General features: G+C 64.0%; 1 protein-coding gene. It reads right to left on the minus strand.

The window, feature by feature from the left end:
* Window positions 1-253, minus strand: a 253-nt coding sequence (locus ACEN88_RS35820; RefSeq protein ID WP_413347139.1) for a hypothetical protein, incomplete at both ends; no start/stop codon positions are given.

Consider the following 253-nt stretch of genomic DNA (forward strand, 5'->3'; position numbering starts at 1 on the left):
CCATTGGCCCGTCGCCCAGAAGAGCAGAGCGGTGACGACGCCTGTGATGAAGCCCACCTTCTGCAGCATGTCAACGAGCCAGTATTGTGACCCGCCAATGCCCTTGCCATCCTCTCGCGGGCGCAGCCACAGCAGGTAGAAGCAGAAGCCGATCCATACGGCGAGCAGTGTGAGGACGAAGGTGTTCTGCCGCCGGCGGGCGCGGAGGGTGAGGTACTGGCTGCGGAGGCTGGCCTCGAGGATGAGCAGGTTG

The sequence above is a fragment of the Massilia sp. CT11-108 genome (assembly GCF_047302915.1).
Taxonomy (GTDB): domain Bacteria; phylum Pseudomonadota; class Gammaproteobacteria; order Burkholderiales; family Burkholderiaceae_D; genus Telluria; species Telluria orientalis.